The 18,488-nt window shown below is 46.2% G+C and carries 21 protein-coding genes; 7 read left to right on the plus strand and 14 right to left on the minus strand.

Annotated features, from left to right (window positions below):
- Nucleotides 1-79 precede the first annotated feature (79 nt).
- The 8 genes from fusA to fkpA all read right to left on the minus strand — a co-directional run bounded on the left by fusA (nucleotide 80) and on the right by fkpA (nucleotide 5,840).
- The gene (fusA, locus tag HPC38_RS10055; protein ID WP_208121148.1) at nucleotides 80-2,185 is read right to left on the minus strand and encodes an elongation factor G; all 2,106 of its coding nucleotides are present in this window, start codon (nucleotides 2,183-2,185) and stop codon (nucleotides 80-82) included.
- 86 nt (nucleotides 2,186-2,271) lie between these two features.
- The gene (rpsG, locus tag HPC38_RS10060) at nucleotides 2,272-2,742 is read right to left on the minus strand and encodes a 30S ribosomal protein S7 (RefSeq protein ID WP_208121149.1); all 471 of its coding nucleotides are present in this window, start codon (nucleotides 2,740-2,742) and stop codon (nucleotides 2,272-2,274) included.
- Nucleotides 2,743-2,852: 110 nt separating this feature from the next.
- Complete coding sequence (gene rpsL / locus HPC38_RS10065; RefSeq protein ID WP_208119022.1) at nucleotides 2,853-3,227, minus strand: 30S ribosomal protein S12; 375 nt, start codon at nucleotides 3,225-3,227, stop codon at nucleotides 2,853-2,855.
- Between the two features lie 130 nt (nucleotides 3,228-3,357).
- On the minus strand, nucleotides 3,358-3,645 hold the full coding sequence (gene tusB / locus HPC38_RS10070) for a sulfurtransferase complex subunit TusB (protein ID WP_208121150.1): 288 nt from the start codon (nucleotides 3,643-3,645) through the stop codon (nucleotides 3,358-3,360).
- A 7-nt stretch (nucleotides 3,646-3,652) separates the two neighbouring features.
- A complete protein-coding gene (tusC, locus tag HPC38_RS10075) occupies nucleotides 3,653-4,015 on the minus strand; it encodes a sulfurtransferase complex subunit TusC (protein ID WP_208121151.1) in 363 nt (120 codons plus the stop codon).
- On the minus strand, nucleotides 4,012-4,392 hold the full coding sequence (tusD, locus tag HPC38_RS10080) for a sulfurtransferase complex subunit TusD (RefSeq protein ID WP_208121152.1): 381 nt from the start codon (nucleotides 4,390-4,392) through the stop codon (nucleotides 4,012-4,014). Before tusD ends, tusC begins: the two co-directional genes overlap by 4 nt.
- The gene (locus HPC38_RS10085; RefSeq protein ID WP_208121153.1) at nucleotides 4,392-5,060 is read right to left on the minus strand and encodes a helix-turn-helix transcriptional regulator; all 669 of its coding nucleotides are present in this window, start codon (nucleotides 5,058-5,060) and stop codon (nucleotides 4,392-4,394) included. Before HPC38_RS10085 ends, tusD begins: the two co-directional genes overlap by 1 nt.
- Before the next feature lie 57 nt (nucleotides 5,061-5,117).
- Nucleotides 5,118-5,840 (minus strand): FKBP-type peptidyl-prolyl cis-trans isomerase, encoded by a 723-nt coding sequence (fkpA, locus tag HPC38_RS10090; RefSeq protein WP_208121154.1) that lies wholly within the window; start codon nucleotides 5,838-5,840, stop codon nucleotides 5,118-5,120.
- 108 nt (nucleotides 5,841-5,948) lie between these two features.
- Between fkpA and HPC38_RS10095 the strand changes: the two genes are divergently transcribed.
- A complete protein-coding gene (locus HPC38_RS10095; protein WP_208121155.1) occupies nucleotides 5,949-6,170 on the plus strand; it encodes a SlyX family protein in 222 nt (73 codons plus the stop codon).
- Between the two features lie 19 nt (nucleotides 6,171-6,189).
- Here the strand turns inward: HPC38_RS10095 and fabR are convergent, their stop codons facing one another.
- Complete coding sequence (gene fabR, locus HPC38_RS10100; protein ID WP_208121156.1) at nucleotides 6,190-6,816, minus strand: HTH-type transcriptional repressor FabR; 627 nt, start codon at nucleotides 6,814-6,816, stop codon at nucleotides 6,190-6,192.
- 8 nt (nucleotides 6,817-6,824) lie between these two features.
- The gene (oxyR, locus tag HPC38_RS10105; RefSeq protein ID WP_208121157.1) at nucleotides 6,825-7,730 is read right to left on the minus strand and encodes a DNA-binding transcriptional regulator OxyR; all 906 of its coding nucleotides are present in this window, start codon (nucleotides 7,728-7,730) and stop codon (nucleotides 6,825-6,827) included.
- A 147-nt stretch (nucleotides 7,731-7,877) separates the two neighbouring features.
- Between oxyR and HPC38_RS10110 the strand changes: the two genes are divergently transcribed.
- The 6 genes from HPC38_RS10110 (at nucleotide 7,878) to HPC38_RS10135 (ending at nucleotide 13,738) form a co-directional block, all read left to right on the plus strand.
- The gene (locus tag HPC38_RS10110; RefSeq protein ID WP_208121158.1) at nucleotides 7,878-8,612 is read left to right on the plus strand and encodes a glutathione peroxidase; all 735 of its coding nucleotides are present in this window, start codon (nucleotides 7,878-7,880) and stop codon (nucleotides 8,610-8,612) included.
- Nucleotides 8,613-8,731: 119 nt separating this feature from the next.
- Entirely contained in the window at nucleotides 8,732-9,664 is a 933-nt protein-coding gene (gene hemC, locus HPC38_RS10115) for a hydroxymethylbilane synthase (RefSeq protein ID WP_208121159.1), read from the plus strand.
- Nucleotides 9,665-9,666: 2 nt separating this feature from the next.
- A complete protein-coding gene (locus HPC38_RS10120; protein WP_208121160.1) occupies nucleotides 9,667-10,428 on the plus strand; it encodes a uroporphyrinogen-III synthase in 762 nt (253 codons plus the stop codon).
- Between the two features lie 11 nt (nucleotides 10,429-10,439).
- Entirely contained in the window at nucleotides 10,440-11,966 is a 1,527-nt protein-coding gene (locus HPC38_RS10125; protein WP_208121161.1) for a uroporphyrinogen-III C-methyltransferase, read from the plus strand.
- Nucleotides 11,967-11,978: 12 nt separating this feature from the next.
- Nucleotides 11,979-13,241 carry a heme biosynthesis HemY N-terminal domain-containing protein gene (locus HPC38_RS10130; RefSeq protein ID WP_208121162.1) on the plus strand — a complete coding sequence of 421 codons (1,263 nt, stop codon included), beginning with the start codon at nucleotides 11,979-11,981 and terminating at the stop codon, nucleotides 13,239-13,241.
- A gap of 50 nt (nucleotides 13,242-13,291) precedes the next feature.
- Entirely contained in the window at nucleotides 13,292-13,738 is a 447-nt protein-coding gene (locus HPC38_RS10135; RefSeq protein WP_208121163.1) for a hypothetical protein, read from the plus strand.
- Nucleotides 13,739-13,772: 34 nt separating this feature from the next.
- Here the strand turns inward: HPC38_RS10135 and hslU are convergent, their stop codons facing one another.
- The 4 genes from hslU to pepT all read right to left on the minus strand — a co-directional run bounded on the left by hslU (nucleotide 13,773) and on the right by pepT (nucleotide 18,433).
- Nucleotides 13,773-15,104: an HslU--HslV peptidase ATPase subunit gene (hslU, locus tag HPC38_RS10140; RefSeq protein ID WP_208121164.1), complete on the minus strand. Its 1,332-nt coding sequence runs from the start codon at nucleotides 15,102-15,104 to the stop codon at nucleotides 13,773-13,775.
- A gap of 9 nt (nucleotides 15,105-15,113) precedes the next feature.
- Nucleotides 15,114-15,653 carry an ATP-dependent protease subunit HslV gene (gene hslV / locus HPC38_RS10145; RefSeq protein ID WP_208121165.1) on the minus strand — a complete coding sequence of 180 codons (540 nt, stop codon included), beginning with the start codon at nucleotides 15,651-15,653 and terminating at the stop codon, nucleotides 15,114-15,116.
- Nucleotides 15,654-15,800: 147 nt separating this feature from the next.
- Nucleotides 15,801-17,174, minus strand: a complete 1,374-nt coding sequence (dcuC, locus tag HPC38_RS10150) for an anaerobic C4-dicarboxylate transporter DcuC (protein ID WP_208121166.1) — start codon at nucleotides 17,172-17,174, stop codon at nucleotides 15,801-15,803.
- A 14-nt stretch (nucleotides 17,175-17,188) separates the two neighbouring features.
- Nucleotides 17,189-18,433: a peptidase T gene (gene pepT, locus HPC38_RS10155; RefSeq protein ID WP_208121167.1), complete on the minus strand. Its 1,245-nt coding sequence runs from the start codon at nucleotides 18,431-18,433 to the stop codon at nucleotides 17,189-17,191.
- Between the last annotated feature and the right edge of the window lie 55 nt (nucleotides 18,434-18,488).

Consider the following 18,488-nt stretch of genomic DNA (forward strand, 5'->3'; position numbering starts at 1 on the left):
TTCAAATTTTTCTTTAGACACGATTAAGTTTCCTTATGTGTGACCGTAAGCCCGAAGACTTACGGTTTGGTTAACAAAATTATTTTGCTTTGCGCGCTTCAATTACAGCATTCGCAACGCTAGATGGTGCTTCTGCATATTTCAATGGTTCCATTGAATATGATGCACGACCTTGAGTTTGTGAGCGCAGGTCAGTTGCATAGCCAAACATTTCAGACAATGGCACTTGTGCACGAACAATTTTCGCAAGGCCTAAATCTTCCATACCTTCAACCAAACCACGACGACGGTTCAAGTCACCGATCACATCACCCATATACTCTTCTGGTGTTTCCACTTCCACTTTCATGATTGGTTCAAGCAATACTGGATTTGCTTTCGCGAAACCCGCTTTGAACGCAAGTGAGGCGGCCAATTTAAACGCCAATTCAGAGGAGTCAACATCATGGTATGAACCAAAGTGCAAACGAACACCCAAATCAACAACAGGGTAACCTGCTAATGGGCCTGATTTCAATTGCTCTTGAATACCTTTATCAACAGCAGGGATGTATTCTCCAGGGATTACACCACCTTTGATTTCGTTGACAAATTCATAGCCTGGGCCTTCTGGATCCAGTGGATACATATCGATCACAACGTGACCATATTGACCACGACCACCAGATTGTTTTGCGTGTTTACCTTCAACATCGTTCACAGCGGTACGAATAGTTTCACGGTAAGCTACTTGTGGTTTACCCACGTTAGCTTCCACTTTAAACTCACGACGCATACGATCAACGATGATATCTAAGTGCAATTCACCCATACCAGAGATAATGGTTTCGCCAGATTCTTCATCAGTGTGAACACGGAAAGATGGATCTTCTTGCGCCAAACGACTTAAAGCGATACCCATTTTCTCTTGGTCAGCTTTTGTTTTTGGCTCAACCGCAACCGCGATGACGGGATCTGGGAATTCCATACGTTCAAGGATAATCGGTGCATCTTGTGCACACAATGTGTCACCTGTACCCACATCTTTCAAACCGATTGCTGCGGCGATGTCGCCTGCACGAACTTCTTTAATTTCATCACGTTTGTTAGCGTGCATCTGTACGATACGACCAAAACGTTCACGTTTATCTTTAACAGAATTCAACACAGTATCACCTGAGTTTACTACACCTGAGTAAACACGGAAGAAAGTCAAGTTACCCACAAATGGGTCAGTTGCGATTTTAAATGCTAATGCAGCAAATGGCTCATCATCACTTGCATGACGCTCGCCTTCTGTTTCATCTGGGTTGATACCTTTGATTGCAGGTACATCTGTTGGTGCTGGCAAGTAATCAACAACCGCATCTAGCATTGCTTGAACACCTTTGTTTTTAAAGGCTGAACCGCAAGTTACCAAAATAATTTCGTTGTTCAATACGCGCGTACGGATAGCAGATTTGATCTCTTCTTCAGTCAAATCTTCACCGCCTAAGTATTTTTCCATCAACTCTTCAGAAGCTTCTGCTGCTGATTCGATCAGGTTTTGATGCCATTCATCTGCCAAGTCTTTTAATTCTGCAGGGATGTCTTCATAGGTGAATGTCATACCTTGGTCGGCTTCATTCCAGTTGATCGCTTTCATTTTTAAGAGATCAACCACACCTTTAAAGTTATCTTCTGCGCCGATTGGCAATTGAATTGGCACAGCAGTACCGCCTAATCGGGTTTTAATTTGCTCAACCACACGTAGGAAGTTAGCACCAGTACGGTCCATTTTATTCACGAACGCAATACGTGGAACGTGATATTTGTTCGCTTGACGCCATACTGTTTCAGATTGAGGTTGTACACCACCTACCGCACAGTAAACCATTACTGCACCATCAAGTACACGCATTGAACGTTCTACTTCGATAGTAAAGTCAACGTGTCCTGGGGTATCGATAATATTGATACGGTGTTGTGGGAATTGGTTTGACATTCCGCTCCAGAATGCCGTTGTAGCCGCAGAGGTAATTGTAATACCACGCTCTTGTTCTTGTTCCATCCAGTCCATGGTCGCGGCGCCATCATGCACCTCACCAATTTTATGGCTTATCCCAGTATAGAACAAAATACGCTCAGTGGTCGTTGTTTTACCTGCGTCGATGTGAGCACTGATACCGATGTTACGATAGCGCTCAATGGGAGTAGTTCTAGCCACGATTATTTCCTCTCGTTAGGCGTTGAAAAAATGTTGTTACGCAGGCTATTATACAGCCTGCGTATCGATTACACAAAAGTGCGGTATTACCAACGGTAATGGGCAAACGCTTTGTTTGCTTCAGCCATGCGGTGAACGTCTTCACGTTTTTTCACTGCGGCACCTTTGTTATCAGCTGCGTCAGACAGCTCATTTGCTAAGCGTAAAGCCATGGATTTATCACCACGTTTACGCGCAGCTTCAACGATCCAACGCATACCCAAGGCATTACGACGCACTGGACGAACTTCCACTGGTACTTGGTAGGTTGAACCACCAACACGACGAGATTTCACCTCAACGGTTGGGCGAACATTGTCAAGCGCTGCTTCAAATGCGTCTAAATGTTCTTTACCAGTGCGCTCTGCTAGAGTGTCTAATGCACTGTATACGATTTTTTCTGCGATAGATTTTTTACCATCTACCATTAACACATTAATAAATTTTGCAAGTAATTCTGATCCGAACTTTGGATCTGGAAGGATCTTGCGTTGACCAATCACACGACGACGTGGCATGGCATTTCTCCGTATTTTTCTTCAGGTTACCCAAAACTCTTTGTTACTGGAGTCTGGTGATATTAATAGGTTGCTAAAATATTACGTTTGGCCTTACTTAACGGAGTCCATTAAGCTTTAGGTTTCTTCACGCCGTATTTAGAACGACCTTGTTTACGATCTTTCACGCCTGCACAGTCTAATGCGCCGCGAACGGTGTGATAACGCACACCTGGTAAGTCTTTCACACGACCACCACGAATAAGCACAACGCTGTGCTCTTGAAGGTTGTGGCCTTCACCACCGATATATGAAGTCACTTCATAACCGTTAGTTAAACGAATACGACAAACTTTACGTAGTGCTGAGTTAGGTTTTTTAGGTGTAGTAGTGTACACACGAGTACACACGCCACGTTTCTGCGGGCAAGCTTGCAACGCAGGAACGGCGCTTTTTACAACCTTCTTCACACGCGGTTTGCGTACTAGCTGGTTGATAGTTGCCATTAAAAAAGCTCCAGTTTTAATAATTATTCATAAATAGAATGTATAAAAATCCACCACCTTATACAAGATGGACGCCAAATTGTAGTCTTTGCAACCAGTGATGTCAAGTTTAATGCTCTGACTTTTATACTTAAAGCGCCAGCTGCGGATGGAACCGCTCACTCACACGCACTAGCTCAGCCATGTCAATTTGCTCAATGATGGGCAGCTCGGCGAAAAGTGCTGTCAGATTACGCGCCTTAATATCTTGCGCCAACGCATAACACGGCGTTTGCAGTGCGTGCAATAAAGTGCGGTGCGTCTGTGCTAGCATCACGCCCTCTTGCCACAACAACACGGCGTCATCGACACGGAGATTGGCGAGAATGAGCGAGAGTTCATCTTCGGGGTAATAGGATTTCGAGAAAGTGTATAACATCGCCGCCTCAAAAAGTCAGGATCTTGACCGCACTTTGCAGTTTGACGGTGTAATCTGCGCGCGCAAGCACTTGGCAATCGAGCAGTAAATCTTGCGATGTGAGCAAGCAATCACTTAAGGCGTCTGCGCACACATAGCATTGCTCAATCTCATAAAGGCTGAGCAATTTAAAGCGCTTTAAAAAATCCAGCTGGCCAATTTCATTTGGCATTTGACCGCACTTGATATTCAGCACGCCACGGCCTTGAAAAAACACTGCCAGCTCGTCAGGCTCCAAAAAAGCCGTGGCGGTAAGCGCTGCGTCAAGCCCCTCGCGTGAGACCGCACTTTCAAAAGGACTTTGGGTAAACACAATCGCCAGTTTTATCATAGCGTTATCACCCTGTCGGCCTGCAAGGTATCTTGGACAAAATCAGCCAGCCCCGCCAGTTCAAAGTGATCTGCGAGGTTATTATCTACCCCACTGGCACTGCTCTCTGAGTTGACAATCCCACGGCGTTGCGCTGCAGCAATACAGAGGTTCAACCGCACTTTGTGTTTTTCGGCGAACGCCTGCCACTGTGCCGTTAAATTCGGTTCATCATTGGCGGGGTGGTTAAATCGGTTACCTGTCAGCACGCCATCACCATAAAAAAACACTTGTACAAGGTCATGACCGCACTTTATCAGTTCTGCGGCAAAGGCCAATGCCAACGCATTACCTGTGCCCGAAGTTGGGGATTGCGTGACTTGCAACACGTAGCGCATTACAGCTCCGTGTCGTCTTGTTTGATTTGGCGAATGTAGAGATAGACCGTGTGACGCGAAATATCCAGCCGGTCGGCCACTTGGTGAATGGCATCTTTGATGTCAAAAATACCTTTCTCAAACAGTGCATACACAATTTGCTTGTTTTTGCTGTTGTTCGCCACACTCACATCAGCATTAATTTCTTCAATCGTGTGCTCAATGGTTTGCGCCACCAAATCTTCCACCGAATTAGCAAAATTAACAGGTCCGGCTAACTCAGGCTGGGTTTGCGTTGGCACTAACGCCTGCAGAAATTGTGACAGCGGTGCATCTAGGTTCATATTAATGCACAACAGTCCGATAATACGCTGCTGCGGGTTGCGGATGGCAATCGTCACCGATTTCATCAGCGCATTACCTTTCGCACGGGTGAAATACGGCTTGGAAACATTATCGGTTTGCATATGGTGCAGCGAGCTGAGCGCCAAATCCGTTATCGGTGAGCCCACTTTACGATTGGTGTTATGCCCGTTGGCGATATATACCGCCGAGTGTTGTAAGTCCTCAAGAGAGTGCAAGACAATCTCACAATGCTCGCCAATTAGCGCAGCTAATCCGTCCACTACAGCAGCATATGAGTTAAGAATAGCATGATCTTGCGCAGTAAAAACGTCGTCCGTTTGCATAATTGTCATTATTATAAAAAAGATAAAGGCAGGGCGTACCCTGCCTTATGAGCGAGATTATTTTTTCGCTTTTTTCACGTCCAGCAATTCAATGTCAAACACTAACGTTGAATTTGGTGGAATAGAGCCTGTCGCTTGTGCGCCATAACCCAATTCTGGTGGCAGAACAAGCTCAATTTTACCACCTTTTTTGATCATCGGGATGCCTTCTACCCAGCCTTTCACCAGTTTATTAAGTTGGAATTCAACTGGCTCACCTCGTTTATATGAACTGTCAAACTCTTCACCATTGATCAGTGTTCCTTTGTAATGCACTTTTACAGTGTCTTCAGGGCTGACAGTATCACCACTGCCGGCTTTTTCAATTTTATATAACAAACCTGATTTGGTTTGTTTCACACCGTCTTTTTTAGCATATTCTGCGCGGAATTTTGCACCTTGTTCTTCAGCGGCTTTCGCATCAGCTGCAATTTTAGCTTGTGTTTTTTCTTTCAACACGTTATCGAGCTTAGTCAATTGCTCACCGAGTTGTTTATCGTCAAATTTACCTTTGCCATTAAACGTCTCAGTAAAACCTTTAAGCATTTCATCTTTGTTGTAGTTAACCAAGTCTTTTTGGCTTTCGATGATTTGTTGCATTTGCTTGCTCATCAACGCACCTACTGCATAAGATGAGTCTGCAACAAACACACCGTCTTTTGCGTTATCGGCAGCAAACGCCGAACTGGCCACCGCACTTGCGATCATAACAGTGACTAACGATAATTTTTTATTTAGCATAAATGTGCCCTTTAACATAGTTTAAAATGTAATTTGTGTATCTTACACTATATCTTTGACAGGGAATAGTTTAAAGTGTTTGCAAAATTTTTTACTTTTTTTTAAATAATGATGAATGAACACGCCTTATTAAGCCAAATTGCCGAACTCGAAACCAAGATCACCTTTCAAGAAGGCATGATTGACGATCTCAACCAAGCCCTGATCACTCAACAATTTGCCATCGACAAACTGCAACAGCAAGTGCGGTTGCTTGCTCAAAAACTCACCGACTTACAACCCAGCAACATAGCCTCAATGAGCGAAGAAACCCCTCCTCCCCACTATTAACCGCACTTTTGTTGTGACATTATGTTCTTAAAGCGCTGACGCCGTGTTCACCCAGCAGTGGTACTGCGCCACGGGCGAGCATTTTGAGTTGTAGTATGACGCGTTCTTTGAGTGCCATGCGTTCTTTGGCGCCCATATCAAGGGCGTTGGCGCCAGCGGTAAAGACAATGGTGACCATACCTTCAGCTTGGATATAGGCGACATAGTCAGAGAAGTCATTGCGTTGGGCGATGTATTCTGCCAGCTCGTCAACAAAGTGTTTGATCTCGCGCGCCGCGGCGGTGCGAAACGCCTGCGAGGTGCCGGAACTTTCACGCAGCAGCAAGCGGAACATATTCGGACGTTGGGTGATAAATTCAAAAAAGGTTTCAACTGAAATGGCAATCACACTGCCGCCTTTTTCAATGCGTTTGCGCGCTTGACGCATTAGCTGGCGCAAGATAAGCCCTGCTTCATCAACCATCGTCAGCCCCAACTCGTCCATATCACGAAAGTGGCGATAAAACGAAGTTGGCGCGATGCCCGCTTCACGCGCCACTTCGCGCAGGCTTAAGTTGGAAAAACTTTTTTCTGCGCTAAGCTGGTTAAACGCGGCGTCGATCAAGGCGCGGCGTGTTTTTTCTTTCTGTTGCGCTCTCACTCCCATAGTGACACCTAAATAGTGTGTGCCAAAATAGGTTCGACCGCACTTTTGATGATTTTGGCAATGCGCTCATAGCGGCTGCGCAGTGGAGAACCTGGGCGATAGACAAGAATAATACTACGATAGGGCTGTGGCTGTTCAAAATGGATATAATTCACGCCACGACGCGAGCCTTCGTTTAAAATAGCCAATTTCGGCATCAGTGTCACGCCCGTGTTGGCGGCGACCATGTTCCGCAAGGTTTCAAGGCTGGTGGCCTGAAAATGCTGATTTTCTTTTGCCCCTGCGGTGAAACAGTAATCCATGGTTTGGTTGCGCAAGCAGTGACCGTCGTCGAGCATTAAAATTTCATGATTTTTTAGTTCGTCTAATTTCACCGTTTTGCGCTTGGCCCACATATGTTTCGGCGCAACGGCTAATAGCATCGGTTCTTGAAACATGGGCACTTCAATAAAGCCTGCCGTTTCAGGCACTTGGGCGAGAATGGCGCAGTCAAGCTGCCCACTTTCGAGTTTGTCGAGCAAGGTTTGCGTTTGCGCCTCATAGAGATAGGTTTCTAGCTCTGGGAAATCCTTTTCTAACACGGGCAGCATACACGGCAGCAAGTAAGGCCCAAGGGTTGGGATCACACCAATGTGTAGTGGCCCGCTCATTTCTTTGCCTTGATTGCTGGCCATTTCCTTAAAAATTTGTACTTCTAACAAAATCTTACGCGCTTGCTCCACAAGCAGCATGCCTGACTGCGTAAACAACACTTTGCGGCTGGTGCGCTCAAGCAATAAAATCCCGAGCTCTTGTTCTAATTTGCGAATTTGCCCGCTCAACGTCGGCTGGCTGACATTGCAGGCATCGGCCGCCTTGCGAAAATGCTTAAATTCAGACAGCGCAACTAAATATTCCAAATCACGAATATTCAAAATGATACTCCATAGAAAAAAGCGATTGAAAGAATTGTCTTAATTGATTATAACTATAATAGATTTGCAATTATAATCAAGGGCAAGTTGATAAACACCTTGTTTATTTTTGATCTCAATTCTAGTTTACAACATAAGGAGAACATTATGTTACAGTCAATGGAAGGCAAAAAAGTCCCGAATGTGACATTCCATACTCGCCAAGGCGATCAATGGGTTGACGTGACCACCGATGAACTATTTAAAAATCGCACCGTGATCGTATTCTCACTGCCAGGTGCGTTTACCCCAACTTGCTCATCAAGCCACTTGCCACGTTACAACGAGCTTGCAGCCACCTTTAAAGAGCACGGCGTGGATGACATTTTAGTCGTCTCCGTTAATGACACTTTTGTGATGAACGCGTGGAAAGAAGACGAAAAAGCCGAACACATTCGCTTTATCCCCGATGGCAACGGTCAATTTACCGAAGGCATGGGCATGTTAGTGGAAAAAGCTGATCTCGGCTTTGGTAAACGTTCATGGCGTTATTCTATGCTCGTGAAAAACGGCGTAGTCGAAAAAATGTTCATTGAGCCAGAAGAACCAGGCGATCCGTTCAAAGTCTCTGACGCAGACACGATGTTGAAATACATCGCACCAGATCACAAAACGCAAGAATCCATCGCGATCTTCACCAAACCAGGTTGCCCATATTGTGCGAAGGCCAAACAAATGCTGATTGACCATAAATTGCAATATGAAGAAATCATCTTAGGCCACGATGCCACCACTGTGAGCCTGCGTGCCATCAGTGGACGCCACACTGTGCCACAAGTATTTATCGGCGGTAAACATATCGGCGGCAGCGATGATTTAGAACAATATTTCGCGGCTAAATAACCGCACTTTGTCTTTTAAACCGAGCTTTAGCTCGGTTTTTTTCTGCCCACCCCACAGCCCCTGACAACACCCGCTTATCGTGCTACACTTACGGCAATATCCATTTGATTTTAAAGACTATGCAAAAAATAATTAAGATCGCCACCCGCCAAAGCCCGCTGGCAATGTGGCAAGCGCAACACATCAAAGTGCGGTTAGAACAACTCCACCCCCACATTCAGGTGGACTTGTTACCGATGGTGACCAAAGGCGATGTGATTTTAGACACGCCACTGGCGAAAATCGGCGGCAAAGGCTTATTTGTCAAAGAGCTGGAACACGCCCTGCTTGAGCATCGTGCCGATTTGGCTGTGCATTCCATGAAAGATGTGCCGATGGCGTTTCCTGATGGCTTGGGACTGAGTGTAATTTGCGCGCGCGAAACGCCTTATGATGCGTTTGTATCCAACCACTACGCCAGCCTTGATACGCTGCCACAAAGTGCGGTTGTGGGCACGTCCAGCTTACGCCGCCAAGCACAATTAAAAGCTCTGCGCCCTGATCTAAACATAAAATCTCTGCGTGGCAATTTAGGCACCCGTTTGGCTAAACTCGACGCGGGCGAATTTGATGCCATTATCCTTGCAGCCAGTGGCTTGAAGCGCTTAGGATTGGAGATGCGCATTCGCAGCGTCATTGCGCCTGAGCAGATCCTGCCTGCGGTTGGGCAAGGTGCATTAGGCATTGAAACACGCGTTGACGACGATGACATTAATGCCTTGCTCGCACCGTTGCAAGATGCGCATACCGCACTTTGCTTGCGGGCGGAGCGCGCCATGAATACCCATTTGCAAGGCGGTTGCCAAGTGCCGATTGCAGGGTTTGCGGAAATCGTTGGCGAGCAAATTCAAATGCGTGCACTGGTGGGGGATGTGGAGGGCAAAATCTTGCTTCGCGCCCAGGGCGCAGCTCCTTTTATGCAAGCGGAGCAACTTGGCATTGCATTGGCAGATAATTTACTGGCGCAAGGCGCGCAAACCTTGCTTGATAACGCCTATTTACACGGACAATAAGCATGGCAATTTTGGTCACTCGCCCAGGCGAAAAAGGGCAAGCACTGTGCGAGCTGCTCAACCAACATGGTTTTGCCAGCTTGCACGTGCCCTTAATTGAGGTGCATGCAGGGGCGGAACTCAATATTTTGCCTGCGCGTATGCAGGCGCTCAAGCGTGGCGATGGCGTGTTGGCGGTGTCGCAAAGTGCGGTTCGTTTTGCCCACAAGGCGCTGAGCAATGTCGGCTTTCGCTGGCGTGATGACGTCAATTATTTCACCGTGGGGGCAAAAACCGCGCAGGCGCTGTGCGAGAGCAGCCAGCAAGCGGTGCATTACCCTTATCCGCACGAAAGCAGCGAGGGCTTATTAGCGCAACCGCACTTTGCTCAATTTTCTGGACAAAAAATGCTTATTTTACGAGGCAATGGCGGGCGTGAATTGCTAACCCAGCAGCTGCGCGAGCGTGGCATAACGGTCGAATGTGTCGAAAGCTATCAGCGCATCGCCATTGAATATGATATGCCAACGCAAATAAATATGTGGCAACGTGCAGGAATAAGCACAATAATTGTGACTAGTGGCGAAATTTTGCGTTATTTAGTGGAATCTGTCGGCAAAAACCATCATAATTGGTTATTGGAACAACAATTCGTAACAATCAGTGCGCGGATCGCGCAGCAAGCGCTTGACTATGGCTGGCGTAACGTTACCCATACTGCACGGGCAGATAATGCGTCGATTTTAGCAACATTGCGTTTGCTTCGAGATGAACAACATCAGTGATGAGGTAGAATATGAGTGATAAAAGTGTGAAAACGCCGAATAATCGTGGCAACCAATCCATCAACGAAGGGCAAAACCAAGGCAATGCGACAATTGTGCCAAATAAGCCGACATCTGATGCATCAAAGGATAGCAACGCCCTAGATGTCAAAAATACACAAAATCACAAGCGGACTGACAACCGCACTGAAAAGAAAAATGACTTCGCTGGTGCGAAAACTGCTGGTACTAAACCCGCTGACAACAAAGCCAAAGACAGCGCAGCACAAACACCAAAAGTGGAAACGCCAGCCAGTGAGCCTAAAAAAGTGGAAACAGTTAAGGTGGAAAAATCAGGCGGTGGTAAAGGTCTGGCGTTGCTGGCGATTCTCATTGCGCTCGGCGTAGGCGGTGCGGGTTATTATTTTGGCATGCAAAAATATAACGAACTTCATCAGCTAATTGGACAACGCAATGGGCAAAGTGCGGTTACGCCCGCTGCAAGCGTAGAGCTTGAAACCGCACTTTCTCAATTAAAACAAGCCCAAGAGACACAAGCGCAGGAGTTAGCAAGCACCAAAGCGCAACTTGAGCAAGCCAACGAGCAGCTTAAAACGTTAAGTAACCATGCTGAACTTGAAAAAGCGCAAAATGCAGAACTGCGTAACCAGTTGAATAAATTAAGCTTTAATAATAAAACACAAGCCAGTGATTGGCTAATGTCGGAGGCTGATTTCTTGCTGACCAACGCACAACGCAAATTGGTGCTAGACGGTGATGTGGATACGGTAATCGCTTTGCTGCAAGACGCCAATGCCAGCCTGGAAAAAGTGCAAAACTCTCAAGCCGTGGCCATTCGTGCAGCGATCAATCAAGACATTAATCAATTGCAAAGCCTCAACGACGTGGATCAAGACTTAATTATGTCAAAACTCAGTCTATTGATTTCACAAGTGGATAATTTGAAGGTGCTTTCACTCAATCCTAATACCGACAGCGCTGAAGTGAGCGATTCGGTGGATGACTGGCAGAAAAATCTGGAAAAAAGCGCCAACTCCTTTTTGGATCATTTCATCCGCGTGAGCAAAAAAGATAAAGACACACCCGAATTATTGGCGCCAAATCAGGATATTTATTTGAAAGAAAATATCCGTATGAGCTTGCAAATTGCGCTTGCTGCGGTGCCGCGCCAACAAAATGAAGTGTATAAACAATCGCTTGATTCTGTTGCCACTTGGCTGCGCAGCTATTTTGACACAGAAGATGCCTCTGTTGAGCAATTCTTGCAACAAGTTGATCAACTCAAAGAGCAATCGATCTACATTGATGCGCCTGCCCAACTGAATGCCTGGAAAACCATCAGCACGGTGCTCAATCGCAACAACCAAGCGTTAGAAAACCTCTCTGCGAGCACCGCTAAAAGCGAAGATAAAAGTGCGGTCAATCGCGATGTAAGCGATGAAAACAAAGCAGAAAACCGTGCAGAGAGCGACGACGCCAAAGCACCAGAGGCTGAAAGCGAAGGTACCGCACCAAAAACACCTGATAGTGTGCAGTGATAGGAGGTCATTATGTTTAAAGTACTCTTTTTAATGTTGCTCCTGCTCGCAGGCTTGGTTGCAGGGCCTTATCTATCAGGCAAACAGGGCTACGTTTTAATTTCAACCGCTGATTACAATATCGAAATGAGCATCCCAACACTGGTGGTGTTCTTCGTTGTCAGCTTGGCGGTGATTTATTTGCTGCAATGGATCGTCAGTCGTTTCTTCAAAATGAGCAATAACACCTACCATTGGTTTTCACGCCGTAAACGAGTCAAAGCGGAAAAACAAACCATGGCGGGCCTAATGAAGATGAATGAAGGCGATTATGCCAAAGCAGAAAAATTGATTGCCAAAAATGCCAAACACGCGCCTGAGCCTGTCTTGAACTTTATTAAAGCGGCAGAAGCGGCACAACAAAAAGGCGATGATCTCAATGCAAACCACTATTTGATGGAAGCTACCAAACTGGCTGGCAACGATAATTTGGTGGTGGAAATTGCCCGCGCCCGCATTATGTTGATGCAAGGTAAAGTGTCTGCTGCGCGCAGTGCCATTGATAGTCTGCTCATTGCTTGCCCACACAACCCAGAAGTGCTGCGCTTGGCGGTGGATATTTATTTACAATCTCAGGCTTATACTCATTTAGACGAACTGTACAATCGCGTTGAAAGCCGCTTAAATTACAGCCAAGAGCAGTTGATGAGCTTAAAACATCGCATTGAAGACGGCTTGCAAGATGAGAAGCTCAACGAAGAAGGCGTCGATGGTTTGCTGGCGTGGTGGAAAGCGCAATCACGCGCACGCCATCATGATACTTATGCCCAAGTTGGTATGCTCAAGCGCTTACTGGAAGCCAATGATCATGAATCAGCTTATGATTTTGCCCTTGAGGGTGCCAAACGTGTTGAAGCCAAAACCGATAAACTCGCACTGCTTGAACAATTACCATTACTGCAATGGGAGAAAAATAACAAGCTGATTAAAGTATTAGAAAAACAATTGGTCAACTGTGATGACCCACAATTGCAAGTGGCTTATAGCCGTGCATTGGGTTACTTAAACGCACGCATTGACGCTTTTTCACAGGCTAAAACCTATTTGGATAACCTCATCAGTGAACCTGCCCTAAGCGAAGCGGCAGATTACACGATGGCGGCCTATGTTTATGAGCAATTGGGCAACCACGCAGGGGCACAAAAAATCCGCGATCAGGGCTTAACCCAAGCGATGGGTAAATCCCCTAACCCTGCACCAGCACAGCCTGTATTAATTGAAGCACCAAAAGTATAGTATCATTACGCTAAGGGGCTTTGCGCCCCTTTTTTTCTAAGGAGAACAGAATGAAAATGCTTAAAACCGCACTTTGCTTTTTGCCTATCGCATTAGTCGGTTGCACCCAAACACAGCAAGCACCCAATCAGCCGCTTGATAACAAAACTGTGTTAGATTATCAAAAAAGTGTATCTAAACCGAGTGCTAACAGTCGCTATGTGAGCGAGCAAAGCACACAAGTGCTTAATGCAAGTGATCATAAAGCACCCGTGAAACCTGCTAAAATTAAAGGTATCCGCGTAGGAACTGGCGGTGATATTGGTTTTGGCAGTGCAGTTGGCATTCCAGCCACTATGAAAGTGCACGAACAAGGTGCTCGTCGTTATGTGCGTGAAAGTGATGTGCAAACGGAAGTTATTAAAAACACACCATCTGAAAAACACACTCGCAGTGTGGAACATACTCAAGAACGCTGGCAGTCAAAATCAAGTTCAGTACACTTTGGTATGCACTAAGCCGTATAAAAAAGCGACCCTAAGGTCGCTTTTTTTACAATATAAAACGGCTTAAATCTTCGTTTTCTACCACCTCGCCTAATGCTTCTTGCACATAGGCTTTATCGATGCTCACCTGCTGCCCGCTCATTTCGCTGGCATCAAACGAGATTTTATCCATTAAACGCTCTAACACCGTATGCAGCCGACGTGCGCCAATGTTCTCAGTTTTTTCATTCACCGTAAATGCCGCCTGCGCAATGGTGGCGATGGCGTCCTCAGTGAACACAATCTCTACACCTTCCGTTTTCATCAAGGCTTGATACTGCTCAGTGAGTGATGCGTTCGGCTCCGTTAAAATGCGCTCAAAATCGTGCGCACTCAAGGCACCAAGTTCAACCCGAATGGGCAACCGACCCTGCAATTCAGGAATCAAATCCGACGGGCGTGCCACTTGGAAAGCGCCTGATGCAATAAATAAAATATGATCGGTTTTCACCATGCCATGTTTGGTGTTGATGGTTGAGCCCTCCACCAGAGGTAACAAATCACGCTGCACCCCCTCACGCGAGACATCAGGGCCTGAGGTTTCACCACGCTTGCAGATTTTGTCAATCTCATCGATAAACACGATCCCATGCTGCTCCACTGATTCAATTGCTTTAAGTTTTAACTCTTCAAGATTGATGAGCTTCGCCGCTTCGTCTTCAGTGAGCACTCTCAGCGCGTCTTTGATTTTCATTTTGCGCTTTTTGGTTTGCCCGCTGGACATATTTTGGAACATCGATTGCAACTGATTGGTCATTTCTTCCATACCTGGTGGCGCCATAATTTCAACGCCCATCGAGGCTTGTGCCACATCAATTTCAATCTCTTTATCATCCAGCTGCCCTTCACGCAATTTCTTACGGAACACTTGGCGGGTGTGGCTGGCTGTATCGGTTTTTTCCGCCTCGCCCCACTGATTTTGCGCGGGTGGCAATAATGCGTCTAAAATCCGCTCTTCCGCCGCCTCTTCGGCGCGGTATTTATTTTTTTCAATTTCTCCCTGGCGCACCAATTTCATCGCCACATCCGTCAAATCACGAATGATAGAATCCACTTCCTTACCCACATAGCCTACTTCCGTGAATTTAGTGGCTTCTACTTTGATAAATGGCGCATTCGCCAGTTTCGCTAAACGACGCGCGATTTCCGTTTTTCCCACACCAGTTGGACCGATCATCAAAATATTTTTCGGGGTGACTTCATGGCGCAATGGCTCTGGCAACTGCATCCGCCGCCAGCGATTACGCAAGGCAATCGCCACCGCACGCTTAGCATCACTTTGACCAATAATATGACGATCAAGTTCTGATACGATTTCACGAGGTGTCATCTCAGACATAATGTATCCTTATTTTTGTTCTGTATTTGGCAACTGTTCAATGGTGAAATTGGTGTTGGTATAAACACAAATATCGCCTGCAATTTTTAACGATTTTTCCACAATCTCACGCGCGGAAAGTGCGGTATTATCTACCAACGCTCGTGCCGCAGAAAGGGCATAATTACCCCCAGATCCTATCGCGAGAATCTGGTCTTCTTCAGGTTGCACCACATCGCCTAATCCACTGATAATCAAGGATTCTTTCTCATCGGCAACAATCAACATGGCTTCTAATTTACGCAGTGCGCGGTCAGTGCGCCACTCTTTGGCCAGCTCAACCGCACTTTTGAGCAAATGCCCTTGGTGCATTTCCAGTTTGCGTTCAAACAATTCAAACAGTGTGAACGCATCCGCCGTCCCGCCTGCGAAACCCGCGAGCACTTTGCCACCATACAAACGGCGCACTTTGCGTGCGTTACCTTTCATCACGGTATTACCCAGCGACACTTGACCATCGCCCCCTACCACTACTTCGCCATTACGGCGTACACTGACTATTGTGGTCATCTTTTACCTCTCGTGCAAAGCGCAACCGCACTTTGCTTTTACTGTTCAATGGTGATTATATGGGTATGAAAAAGCGCACTTTCAAGGCATTGCAAAATTAAGACAAAAAAAAGTGCAGTCGAAACCGCACTTTTATCTTTTTTATACTTATCCTACCGTTGGAATAGCGAAGATAGTGTAGAGCACAATAACTATTGCCCCCACCAGTAGCGGTACGCTAGTACGTTTGACCAACAAAAGCGGCGAGAGATTACCTGCTCCAGAAACAGCTACAATTACACCAGATACAGGTGACATACCACGTGCGGTATTGGATACTTGCACCATTGGTGCGATCAAATAGGCCGGATTGATACCCAAATGCGTGGCCAGTTTTGGCGCAATTTCCACAAAAGCATAAAACGCTGCGTTACCTGAACCTGAAGCGATGGTCACTAACATAGTGATCACAACCAACGTGAGCATCATAATCAACGCCGCAGAACCAAATTGTTGTGCTGTATCAATTAAATCACGGATAAAGCCAATTTGATTGAGTCCCTCAGCAAATACGCCCGCAGCCACCAGCAACATCACCACACCAGAGAAGGCTTCTGCCATGCCGTTGTAGCACACTTCAATACCTTCATAGACAGCCCGAGCGCTGCGTTTGCGGATAAATTCAATCACCGCTGTGATAATAATAGTAAGTACAACCACCGCACCAAGTGAAAGTTTAGGCAAGGTTTCACCATTGAAAAGCAACAAGCCTGCAATCGGTAAAAATGGTAAAATGATATAAAACGTTGGTGCATCGGTTTTCAACAAAGTACTTGGGTCAACATTATCATTGGGTTGATAATTGAGTTGCTCTGGATGCAAGCCCTCTTGACGATCGCAAAAACGCTGCCAGAAAAAGTGTGTGATAGCAATGGCCAGCAGTGCCACAATGCTCATCGGCAAAATGGTAAAAAACGAAAAATCAACAATGTTGGTACCCGCTTTTTCCGCCGCTAAAATCACATCTGCTGCTGTTGGATTGAGGTTAACCGCTGAAGTTGTAGCACACACAGCCGCTGCACTTGGCGCAGAAATACCAAGGCGAGTCATGATCGGGAATAGTGTTGCCATGAGAAAAACGCCCAAAGCGGTTGCTGAACTAATCGCAAAACTCATCTGATAGGCGATCAAATATCCCCCAACAAGCAGCAAATACGGCGATTTAATATGGCGCAGTGGCTTGCATAACACACGCACTACTACGTCATTGGCACCTACCTCTGACATATAATAGGAAAAGCCGATCAAAATCATAATCAAAAGCCCTAAGCCACCGCCACGTTTTTCCATTAAAGAATAGATATATTCCATAATGTCAGTCACACTGGTACCCGTGCTTTCTTTTAAAGGGGAATGCCCCATAACTGCAGCAATAATCAACAACAAAATGCCAGCACAAAATAGCACACCTTTGGCATTATAGTGTTTGATAATAAGCCACCCAACCAAGAGAATGGTCAAGAATCCAAGTAATAATCCCATGCTTCTTTTTCTCCTTATTCTCGCTTGCTCAGGGCGACAATCGTGCCCACTAAAACATTAGCAGCCTGGTTCATCACATCAAGTGAAATGAACTCAAACTTACCATGAAAATTTTCCCCGCCAGTGAAAAGATTAGGGGTTGGCAAACCCATAAATGACAACTGCGCGCCGTCGGTGCCACCGCGAATCGGTTCAAGGCGTGGCGTGATGCCAAGCTGGTGCATAATCTGTTTTGGAATGTCGATCAACTGCGGATAATCGGCAACTTTCTCACGCATATTGGCATAGTGCTGTACCACATCAAGCTGACCGCACTTTTCACCATAGCGTTGTTGCATAGCGTGCAGGGTTTTGCGCAATTGATTTTCTTTTTCATCCAATCCAGCTCTCTCAAAATCCCGCAGGGCATAATGCAATTGGCAATGTTCTAATGTGCCGTCAATCTTGCGCAAGAAAATAAAGCCCTCTTTACCCTCGCTGGTCGCTGGCGTCAAATGCGCAGGTAGCGTAGCTTGGAACTCACAGGCACGCTCCCAGCCGTTGATCATTTTATCTTTGGCACTACCTGGATGAACAGAACGCCCGAAAAAGGTCACTGTGGCTTCCGCTGCATTGAAATTTTCAAATTGCAATTCACCCACCGAGCCACCATCTAAAGTATAAGCAAAATCGGCACCAAATTTGGCTACATCAAAATGCTTCGGCCCACGCCCAATTTCTTCATCAGGGGTAAAACCAAGACGTAATTTGCCGTGTGGAATGTCAGGGTGCGCTTGTAAATATTCCACCACGGACAAAATAATCGCGATGCCCGATTTATCATCGGCACCCAGCAATGAGGTGCCATCAGTGGTGACCAACGTATGGCCTAAAAGTGCGGTCAAGTTGGGAAATTGCGCAGGCGAAAGCACATCGCCACTGCCTTTAAGTACAATATCTTGCCCGTCGTAATGTTCAATTATTTGTGGGCGAACATTTTCGCCATTGAAATCAGGTGCGGTATCCACGTGCGCCAACAAGCCCAGCACGGACGCATTCTCCACATTTGCTGGCAGGCTGGCAAATAGATAGCCTTTTTCGTCAAGACTGATCTCTTGTAGCCCCATTTTTTGCATCTCGCTTTCAAGACTACGCAATAAATCCCACTGCTGCGGCGTGCTCGGCACGGTATTGCTTGAAGCATCAGAGGTGGTAAAAACTTTCACATAGCGCAATAAGCGCTCGAGTAAAGGGGTATTGAGGTTGATTAATTCTTTCATTGATTTCTCCTTGTTTTTATCATAACCAATCATCAAAAAAGGCGGTTGATCTAAA

It is taken from the genome of Spirabiliibacterium pneumoniae (assembly GCF_014884995.1).
GTDB lineage: Bacteria > Pseudomonadota > Gammaproteobacteria > Enterobacterales > Pasteurellaceae > Spirabiliibacterium > Spirabiliibacterium pneumoniae.